Source organism: Methylobacter sp., from assembly GCF_036845245.1.
In the GTDB taxonomy this organism is placed as follows: Bacteria; Pseudomonadota; Gammaproteobacteria; order Methylococcales; family Methylomonadaceae; genus Methylobacter_A.
In genome coordinates, this window is sequence record NZ_DAIUEH010000032.1 from 59,595 (window position 1) to 69,014 (window position 9,420).

Genomic DNA, 9,420 nt, shown 5'->3' on the forward strand with positions numbered 1-9,420 from the left:
GTTGATTCTACGTCCTACAAACTAACACAGGAATATTATGAACAAAGTTATCAAAATTGCCGCATTAACACTATTCGGCCTGACTTTATCGGTAGCGCATGCTGATGAAAATGCAATCAGGCAAGCGCTGACTAAATCCATGCCGTCGATAAAAGTAGGGGCGATTAAGCCCTCTGAAATCAGCGGCCTTTATGAGGTTACAGTGGGCGGCAATATCTTTTATGCTTCCGACGACGGCAAATATTTGATTCAAGGTCATTTGGTTGATATTGCTGCACGTACCGACTTAACCGAAGAGAAATTGGGCGGTGCTCGCAAACAGGCTCTTGAGAAGCTCGGTCTGGATAAAATGATTGTATTCAAGCCGAAAGAAAGCAAATATACGGTTAGCATCTTTACCGATATAGATTGCGGTTATTGCCGTAAATTGCATTCGGAAATCGATCAATATATGGCTCAAGGCATTACTATCCAGTACCTGTTTTTCCCAAGAGCCGGTAAAGGTTCCGATTCATATAACAAAGCTGTATCGGTCTGGTGTGCCGAAGATCGCAAAGCCGCTTTAACAGCAGCAAAAAAAGGCGATACACCGCCAGCTAAAACTTGTGCCAATCCCGTTGATGAGCACATGCAATTGGCTGAGGATTTCGAAGTGAAAGGAACACCGATGATTGTTACCGAGAAAGGCAATATCTTCCCCGGCTATCTGCCTGCAAAGCAATTGGCTGAAGCACTGGCAGACGAAAAAGGTCAAAAATAATCGGTCTATTTTTAGTGGGCCAGTCGCTTTCTATCCAATAAACTCAAGTAAGGCGCGCTATGCGCGCCTTTTTCCAGCTATATCCGCTACACCATCCCTTTAAGCCGATAAAGCAATTCCAAAGCCTGTCTCGGACTAAGCTCATCCGGGTTCATATCTTCCAGAAAACCCACCGCCGGATGACATTCTTTCGATGAAAACAAATCCAGCTGGTTAACCCCGGTTTCCGCTTGCTGTTCAATATAGGCGTGGTCTTCCAAATGTCGTAATTTGGCTTTGGCTTTATCGATCACCGAACGCGGCACACCGGCTAACGACGCCACTTGCAATCCGTAGCTCTGGCTAGCTGGGCCGTCTTTTACCGCATGTAAGAAAATGATCTTGTCGCCATGTTCCATCGCGTCCAGATGCACGTTATGGATGGTCTTTTGTTCTTCGGGCAGTGTAGTCAGCTCAAAATAATGCGTCGCAAACAGCGTAAACGCCTGAGTTTCTTTAGCCAGATGGTCGGCGCAAGCCCAAGCTAAAGACAAACCGTCAAAAGTGCTGGTGCCGCGGCCGATCTCGTCCATCAGGATCAAGCTTTTTGAAGTCGCGTTATGCAGGATGTTGGCGGTTTCCGACATTTCCACCATGAACGTGGAGCGGCCGCTGGACAGGTCGTCGGATGCGCCGATACGTGTAAAAATCTTGTCGATAGGTCCACAGGTTAAAGTTTTCGCCGGAACATAACAGCCGATATGGGTGATTAACACGATCAATGCGGCCTGACGCATGTAAGTCGATTTACCGCCCATATTCGGGCCGGTAATAATCAGCATTCTACGTTGATTAGAAAACGACAAATCATTGGGCACAAAAGGAATGTCCGAAACCTGCTCAACAACCAAGTGCCGACCGGCTTCAATCGTAATGCCGGGTTTATCTGTCAGTGTCGGTTGCGATAAATTCAATGTTTCCGCGCGTTCGGCAAAATTGACCAGCACATCCAGTTCGGCTAATGCGGCGGCGCACTGTTGCAATGAGATTAACGAAGTGCCGATGATGTTCAGCAGCTCATCATATAAGGCTTTTTCAAATGACAGCGATTTTTCTTTTGCGCTGAGTACTTTGTCTTCAAATGATTTCAGTTCCTCGGTAATGTAACGTTCGGCGCCTTTTAAAGTCTGCTTACGGGTGTAATGCGGCGGTACTTTTTCCGCATGCAGGTTGGAAATCTCAATGTAGTAACCATGCACGCGATTGTAATTGACTTTCAATGTGCTGATGCCGGTTGCCGCTTTTTCGCGGTTTTCCATATCGATCAGGAACTGATCCGCGTTCTGGCTCAAGTTGCGCAACTCATCCAGCTCCTGATGGTAGCCGGGTGCAATCACGCCGCCGTCGCGGATCAGTACCGGCGGATTGTCGATAATGGCCGATTGCAACAATTTTAACATCTCAGGATGTTCGTCGATCTGCTCGGATAACAGCGTAAGCTGCGGATTATCGCCGCCGGATAGCGCATGTTGCAGCGCGGGTAGAACCGCCAAGGTATTGCGCAGCACCAGTAAATCACGGGGACGCGCCGATTTTAACGCGATACGGGAGCTGATCCGTTCAATGTCGCCGACTTGCCGCAGATGGCTTTGAATATCCCGATACAGCAAGATATTAAGCAGGGTATCGATACAGGCGTAACGGTTGTTCAGAATGGCGTGATCGCGTAACGGCCGGTTGATCCAGCGCCGCAAACAGCGGCTGCCCATCGCCGTTGCGGTTTTATCAAGCACCCCGAACAATGTGAATTGCAGTTGTCCGGAAGGATGAAAATCCAGCTCAAGATTACGGCGGCTGGACGCATCCAGCAAAATACTGTCATCGCTGCTCTCAGTTCGGATGCCCTGAATATGCGGCAGCGTGTTTTGTTGGGTGTCCTTAACATATTGCAATAACCCGCCCGCAGCAGCGATCGCGGCGGGCATATCTTCGCAACCATAACCTTTCAAATCAAGCGTGTTGAATTGCTTTAACACCAGTTGTTTGGCGCTTTGCGCTTCAAAATGCCAAGGCGGTCTTCTGCATAAACCGCTACGCTGTTTTAAGCTGGCAGGCAGCGGCCAGTCTTCACTAAACAGTAGTTCGGCTGGATTTAGGCGGCCGATTTCGCTCAATAATTGATCAATGGATTCAACCTGCTGCAATACGAAGCGCCCGCTGGTCAAATCCAGGCTGGCGATGCCGTGCTGTGTAGTCGAGCTGGAACTTGGGAACGAGCACACTGCGACCAGCAAATTATCTTTGCGGTCTTCCAGCAAAGCTTCATCGGTGACGGTGCCGGGGGTCACGATGCGCACCACCTTGCGCTCGACCGGGCCTTTGGATGTGGCCGGGTCGCCGATTTGTTCGCATATCGCGATGGATTCGCCGTGTTTTAACAGCTTGGCAAGATAGCCTTCAGCGGCGTGATAAGGAATGCCCGCCATAGGAATCGGCAGGCCCCCCGATTGGCCCCGGCTGGTCAGCGTAATGTCCAGTAGTTGCGAGGCTTTTTTGGCGTCGTCGAAAAACAGTTCGTAAAAATCCCCCATACGGTAGAACAACAAGGTGTCGGGGTGTTCGGCCTTAATGCGCAAAAATTGCTGCATCATTGGAGTGTGCTGGTCGGTGGTCTTTTGTTTTATACTCATCCGTCTATTTTATCCGAAGTCGCACGAGGTCACATCATGGAGTCTGAATTATTTAAGCTGGCCGAACAGCTGGGCCGTTTATTAAGAGCCGGCGGCAAAACAATAGCCACAGCCGAATCCTGTACCGGTGGCTGGATTGCTCAAGCGATGACCGAAGTGCCGGGAAGTTCCGCCTGGTTTGACCGGGGTTTTGTTACTTACAGTAACGCGGCGAAAGTGCAAATGTTGAGTGTCAGTCCGCAAACATTGGAACAATATGGTGCGGTGAGCGCCGAGACTGCAACGGAAATGGTGGCAGGGGCATTAGCGCACAGCGATGCCGATGTCGCGATTGCAGTGACCGGAATAGCCGGGCCGGATGGAGGAACAACAGAGAAACCTGTTGGCACTGTATTTATCGCATGGGCACACAGAAACGGAGCAGCTAAAGTGGTCAGAAAACAATTTTCAGGTAATCGGCGGCAAATAAGGGCGCAGACAGTCAAAAGCGCTGTTGAGGGAATGTGGTTAATTTATTGATGTTATACAGTCGTGCGGTACCTGATAGTTATCAGCAATACATAGCGTGCCAGTCGCTTTAATATAAGGTGAGCATGCGTTTTTGCGTATAACACAGTTATGTTCGGTACCGCACAGACGAGTAAATAATGTTGCGGTTAAGCTACTTTTAATGTTTTTTAGCAACAATCTGGTATTATAAGAATGTTTCTGTAGGGATGACATTAACGTAATCGTTGTTCAAGATAGTGTAAATTGAAATAAAGTAGCGAGATCAATAAAGCAAGAGCTTATGAAAAGTACAAATAAACATATAGATAAGGAAAATATTATGCTGAAAAAAAGTTTACTCATTATAGTTTCATTAGCCGGCATGGGGTTCCTGTCGCTGACGCAAGCTGCCGATCACCCGCAGGATAATCGTTGGTATGTCGCGCCATTTGGGTCATTTGTCAGAACCGGCGGCGATCGCAATGCAAGCGATGGCTGGGGCGGCGGTATGGGCATCGGCAAGATGCTCGATAAACATTTCAACGTCGAGCTGAAAGGGTTTTACGAGGAGTTCAGCGGTGCTAACGGTCCCTGGAGTTTGACCGGCGGTACGGCCGATTTACAGTATTATTTTATTCGCGATAAATTCTCGCCTTATGCGGTGATCGGTGCAGGCGGCATGAATAGTTGCGCTTCCGCTAATTGCGGTGCGAGTGTAATTGGCGAGGCAGGTGCAGGTTTTACCTACGAGCTGCACGACAACTTCCTGCTCCGCAGCGATGTGCGCTATCGTTACAATAACAATCTTAATGCTAACGTACAGCCCGGTACCGAGCAATTTCACGATATGACAGTGAATGTCGGCTTTGTCATTCCGTTCGGCGACAAGCCGAAACCTGCGCCAAGGCCCGAACCTGTTGTTGCAGCCGCCCCCGAACCGGTTAGAGACTGTTCCACCCAGGATGCGGATGCGGATGGCGTTAACGATTGTTTGGATCGCTGTCCCGGTACCATCAAAGGCAGCAAAGTTGACAATAGCGGTTGTCCGATCAGACTTGTGCTCAAAGGTCAGCACTTCCAATATAACTCGGCCGAGTTGACACTGAATGCCAAGACTATTCTTGACGGTGTCGCGAAGAGTCTTGTTACCTATCCTCAAAAAAATGATATCGAAGTCCAGGGTCACACCAGTAGCGAAGGCAAGGATTCTTATAATATGAAGTTGTCGCAAAGGCGTGCGCAGTCAGTGGTCGATTATCTTAAAATGAAAGGCGTTACCAACAGGCTGATTGCCAAAGGCTACGGCGAAACTCAACCGATTGCCGATAACAGCACCGAAGAAGGGCGATCTGAAAACCGTCGTGTCGAATTAATCTGGATCGAATAACGACCCGGTTTTATGGCCGAAAAACCGGCCGTGATTTCTTCAATGTTATAAGTACTAAAACCCGCTCCGGCGGGTTTTTTTATGCCAGTTTTTTCAAACGCACCACTTAATTATGTACGGTACCGTACAGACTGCGTTTGGCCTTGCCGTTAACTTAATATCCGGCCCCGTTGCGTTTACGGAAGCGTTTCTGAGCCAATTATTAATTCAAGGCGAGGCTATGTTTCTTTTCAGGATGATGATAAGCACAATCGGAATGTTGCTCTCCCTATAACTGCGAGATACTCCCATGGTTAGAACCCGCCGTATCCATCTGATCAATCCGAAGGCCGATACCTTTGCTACCCGACCTTTATTCTTCGGCAAAGCGCTCTACTCGCCTGTCGCAGGGCTTCTAGCCGTGGCTGCACTGATTCCTGAAGACGAATATGAAATTGTTTTGACTGACGAGAATATCGAACCTATCGATTTTGATTTGAATGTCGATATGGTCGGCATCTCATCAATGACTTCCTATGTGAACCGAGGTTACGAGATTGCCGACACGTTCCGGGCTCGCGGCGTTCCCGTCATCATGGGCGGCGTACATGTCAGCTACCTGCCGCAGGAAGCGCTCAAACACGCCGATGCGGTAGTGGTCGGTGAAGCCGAGCTGATCATGGACAAAGTGCTCGATGACTTAAAACAGGGTCAATTAAACGGCATTTATAAGGCCGAAAACCTGCATTCGATGATCAACATGCCGATGCCGCGGCAAAAACTGCTGAAGAGCAACCGCTACATCAACAAGGGATTCGTCCAGACTTCCCGCGGCTGTCATCACGGTTGCACCTTTTGCGCCGAGCCGACGATGTATGGACTGCGCTTTCGTTACCGTCCTATCGAAGACCTGATCGCCGAGATTGAACATATCGAAGAACGGGTGATCCTGCTCAACGACGCCGATTTTTTCGGTACACCGAGCCGGGCTATGGAAGTCATGAAGGCACTCAAAGGACGAGGCTTGCAATGGCAGGCCGCAGTGAACAGCCGCGATGCCAATGATGACCGTCTGTTGGAATTGGCGGCGGAAAGCGGCTGTTTCATGCTCTCCATCGGCTTCGAGTCGATTTCGAAACAAACCCTGCGCAATGTGCACAAGTGCCAGAATAATCCGGATTCGTATTACGAGCTGGTCGAGAAGCTGCACCGGTACGGCATCATGGTGCTCGGCCTGTTCATGTTCGGCTTTGAAGGCGACGAGCCGTCAGTGTTCGAGGAAACCTTGAAATTTAATATCGATGCGAAGTTCGACATGTGCGGCTATTCGCTATTAACCCCGTATCCGGGGACGATCAATTGGTTCGAGATGATGCGGCGCAAGCAGATCGTGTCTTTCGATTGGGATAAGTACGACCAGTCCCACATTGTCTTCAAACCGGCCGGGTTAACGGGTGAACAGCTTTATCGCGGCTATCTGGATACTTATGACGGATTTTATACGCTGCCATCGATGCTAAAACGCTTTCCGTGGGACGGCTCACGCAATCGCGCTAACTGGGCTATCTACAATGCATTCTTCCGCAAAGGCGGCGTTGTGACTCGTGATCCCGATCAACTGATCGCAAAGCTGACGCCTGAACCCGAATTTGCGGCTATGCCGCCGCTGATGCCGCAAAAAGCCGCATGGCGGGAACTGGTGATGGGTGCGGCTAATACTGCTTCCGAATAGCACGGAAGGTTGCGCTTTCCAGCTGGTGCTATGAAGGCGAGGGAAGCGCATTACGTAGCGAGCAGATTTTTATTTAACAAGGACTTTTAACACTAAAGGGGGCTTGTGACAGAACTATCGATTTTGTTAATACCGGGTTTTTAAAATTTTCGTAGCCGAGTATGTGATTGTCGAGGCTATCTGGGACTGGCATCGTAATTTCATCTCAGGCGGGTTCCAGTGTCAAAGCCACACCGTTTATTCAAAGGAGAACTACCATGACAACCAGCACAATCTTACTTATCGTTTTAATTCTTATATTGGTCGGAGCCATCCCAACGTGGCCATATAGCCGTGGATGGGGCTACGGACCCAGCGGAGGGCTTGGGGTGTTGTTGATCATCTTATTGGTCCTGGTCCTAATGGGCATAATCTAGCGCGAATTTATCCTGTCTTTACGCGAAGTTTATGGATGGTCTCAGCGCAGTCTAATCTGACGTATTGTTGGGGAGATAGCCTTGTTTGAAACCCGTTGTTAGCCGGTCAAAGAACTCATGCGTCAGCAATGCGCCGAGGATGAGCATAATGCCGGTTATCACTTTCATCGTCAGGGGTTCATGATTAACCGCATGACCTAACAGCAGAGCCATGACCGGTGAAACTAAAGTAATCAGCGCAACCTTGGCAGCGCTCTGATGGATGAGTAAATAATAATAAAGCACAAAGCCAACTGGTGTAGCGATTACCCCCAAATAAACAATAGATGCCAGGCTAGTCAGTGAAATTTCAGTCGGCCAATGGCCGTCAAACTCTGACCAGGTAAGCAGATAAACGGGCATAGACAACAACAGGCCGCCCGCTACCTGGGATAAAGCCGGTATTTTTGCGTCAATACGCTTGACCCAAACAGAACTGACGGCCTGCAAAAATGCAGACGCCAGCACGCCGATAATACCCAGCACTGCCGCATGGCCCAATTGCAATGCCGAGCCGAACATAGCCCATAAACCGCTAATGCCCAGAATATATGCCAACAGGTTTCCTAGCTTCAGGCTCCGCTCCTTAAGCCAGATAGCCGACAATAAAGCCGTCAGCAACGGCAATAGACCGTATATCACCGAAACCCAACCCGAAGGAATAAATTGCGCGGCCCAATAAACTACCAGCATTGATCCGTAAATTTGCACGGCCACAGCAAGATAAGTCTGTAGTGCTTTTCGATGCCAGGCCAAGCCTTGTCTGTACAGGCCCAGCATCAATAAGAGACACACCGTACCGATTGCCATGCGGCCGGTTACCCCGAACAGAAATCCCGGCCCTTCGCCGCTCCATTTAATAGCCAGCGGTGTGGTCGCCCAAAGCAAAACAATGGTGATATAGGCCAGATGTATGCGCATCAATTTAAATCGGGTGACGTAAAGAAAAACGACGGCACCTGATTTTCGATAGGGTCTCTCATCACTAGATCATTACTTGGCCGGCGCTAATTCAAAAATAATCAGCTCAGCCGCGTCGCCACCTACGTTTTCTACCGACATCAGCTCGCCCGATTCCCAAAAAACTTCACCGGCGGAATAAGTGTTGGCTTTACCACCCTCAACGACTTTTAATGTACCTTTAATCACATAACGAGGCCCCGGTCCTTCGTGAGTATGCCAAGGCGTTTTAAATGCAGGCGGAAACGCAACCCGTATCATTTTGGTATTGATATTCGGGCTGGAAAGCTCCAGTTTTTTTTCTAATAAAACGGTTCTATTCAGGCCGGTTTTTTCTTGAGCAGAGACAGCTTGCGTACCGCTCAAGAATAGAGCTGTAAGCGTTGCCAGAATAAATCCTGTTGATTTGACGGATTGAATTTTTAACATCGTCTGGTCTCTCGATTTTAAGTTTTAGGGATAAGTTGAATGCACAGTTTGTTAACTGTTTTCTCTATCATCAGGTATGTAGGGGATTAGTCCTTTTTCAAAGGCTATTTCTTGTACTTCTCTTGGCATATATCGAATGTCTACCATTATGCCATTTACTGATAACATCCAAACCAAAGGACTGCTGTCAAATTTGCTAGGTAACATCCAATTTGGATCAAATTGGTTCATCCCCAGCATATCTCGAACGAGTTTTGATTTTCCCTGTCCTGTGCTTTGACCTACACCGAATTTTTTATACAACTCGATGGAATTAATATGGGGTGTCTGGCTTTTATCAAACAAAAAATTTACCATTCCAATTGCATGAGTTATCCCGCATGCCCATGTACTTGCTTTTCCTGATTCTAGCGGAGAGGGGCGTTTTCTACATAAAGCAGCAATGGCATAGCGTATAAGCTGAGCATATTCCTCGTTAAGATTTTGCTTAGCAAAACTATCGGTGATTAATCAAAGGTAAACCCCCAGCTCTGCTGGGGGACTCACAAAGTTTGACAATT

General features: G+C 48.6%; 9 protein-coding genes. 5 read left to right on the forward strand and 4 right to left on the reverse strand.

Annotation, left to right across the window (positions count from 1 at the left end; translation table 11 throughout):
• Positions 1 to 37: 37 nt before the first annotated feature.
• Positions 38 to 760, forward strand: coding sequence for a DsbC family protein (locus V7051_RS14885; RefSeq protein ID WP_333876257.1), 723 nt, complete (start codon positions 38 to 40; stop codon positions 758 to 760).
• Positions 761 to 846: 86 nt separating this feature from the next.
• Here V7051_RS14885 and mutS read toward each other — a convergent pair whose 3' ends face one another.
• Positions 847 to 3,429, reverse strand: a complete 2,583-nt coding sequence (gene mutS, locus V7051_RS14890) for a DNA mismatch repair protein MutS (protein ID WP_333876259.1) — start codon at positions 3,427 to 3,429, stop codon at positions 847 to 849.
• Positions 3,430 to 3,465: 36 nt separating this feature from the next.
• On the opposite strand from mutS, the gene V7051_RS14895 reads away from it, so the two are divergent.
• The 4 genes from V7051_RS14895 to V7051_RS14910 all read left to right on the forward strand — a co-directional run bounded on the left by V7051_RS14895 (position 3,466) and on the right by V7051_RS14910 (position 7,432).
• The gene (locus tag V7051_RS14895; protein WP_333876260.1) at positions 3,466 to 3,948 is read left to right on the forward strand and encodes a CinA family protein; all 483 of its coding nucleotides are present in this window, start codon (positions 3,466 to 3,468) and stop codon (positions 3,946 to 3,948) included.
• A 310-nt stretch (positions 3,949 to 4,258) separates the two neighbouring features.
• Positions 4,259 to 5,305: an OmpA family protein gene (locus V7051_RS14900; protein ID WP_333876262.1), complete on the forward strand. Its 1,047-nt coding sequence runs from the start codon at positions 4,259 to 4,261 to the stop codon at positions 5,303 to 5,305.
• 289 nt (positions 5,306 to 5,594) lie between these two features.
• On the forward strand, positions 5,595 to 7,016 hold the full coding sequence (locus tag V7051_RS14905; protein WP_333876264.1) for a B12-binding domain-containing radical SAM protein: 1,422 nt from the start codon (positions 5,595 to 5,597) through the stop codon (positions 7,014 to 7,016).
• 257 nt (positions 7,017 to 7,273) lie between these two features.
• Positions 7,274 to 7,432 carry a DUF3309 family protein gene (locus tag V7051_RS14910; protein WP_333876265.1) on the forward strand — a complete coding sequence of 53 codons (159 nt, stop codon included), beginning with the start codon at positions 7,274 to 7,276 and terminating at the stop codon, positions 7,430 to 7,432.
• 51 nt (positions 7,433 to 7,483) lie between these two features.
• Here the strand turns inward: V7051_RS14910 and V7051_RS14915 are convergent, their stop codons facing one another.
• The 3 genes from V7051_RS14915 to V7051_RS14925 form a co-directional block, all read right to left on the reverse strand.
• Positions 7,484 to 8,392 carry a DMT family transporter gene (locus V7051_RS14915; protein ID WP_333876266.1) on the reverse strand — a complete coding sequence of 303 codons (909 nt, stop codon included), beginning with the start codon at positions 8,390 to 8,392 and terminating at the stop codon, positions 7,484 to 7,486.
• 72 nt (positions 8,393 to 8,464) lie between these two features.
• On the reverse strand, positions 8,465 to 8,860 hold the full coding sequence (locus tag V7051_RS14920) for a cupin domain-containing protein (protein WP_333876268.1): 396 nt from the start codon (positions 8,858 to 8,860) through the stop codon (positions 8,465 to 8,467).
• Between the two features lie 51 nt (positions 8,861 to 8,911).
• Positions 8,912 to 9,367, reverse strand: a complete 456-nt coding sequence (locus V7051_RS14925) for a DUF6398 domain-containing protein (RefSeq protein WP_333876272.1) — start codon at positions 9,365 to 9,367, stop codon at positions 8,912 to 8,914.
• Positions 9,368 to 9,420 lie beyond the last annotated feature (53 nt).

Coding starts and splice junctions, on each gene's coding strand:
- V7051_RS14885 (WP_333876257.1), top strand. CDS start 38: ATGAACAAAGTTATCAAAATTGCCGCATTAACACTATTCGGCCTGACT.
- mutS (WP_333876259.1), bottom strand. CDS start 3,429: ATGAGTATAAAACAAAAGACCACCGACCAGCACACTCCAATGATGCAG.
- V7051_RS14895 (WP_333876260.1), top strand. CDS start 3,466: ATGGAGTCTGAATTATTTAAGCTGGCCGAACAGCTGGGCCGTTTATTA.
- V7051_RS14900 (WP_333876262.1), top strand. CDS start 4,259: ATGCTGAAAAAAAGTTTACTCATTATAGTTTCATTAGCCGGCATGGGG.
- V7051_RS14905 (WP_333876264.1), top strand. CDS start 5,595: ATGGTTAGAACCCGCCGTATCCATCTGATCAATCCGAAGGCCGATACC.
- V7051_RS14910 (WP_333876265.1), top strand. CDS start 7,274: ATGACAACCAGCACAATCTTACTTATCGTTTTAATTCTTATATTGGTC.
- V7051_RS14915 (WP_333876266.1), bottom strand. CDS start 8,392: ATGCGCATACATCTGGCCTATATCACCATTGTTTTGCTTTGGGCGACC.
- V7051_RS14920 (WP_333876268.1), bottom strand. CDS start 8,860: ATGTTAAAAATTCAATCCGTCAAATCAACAGGATTTATTCTGGCAACG.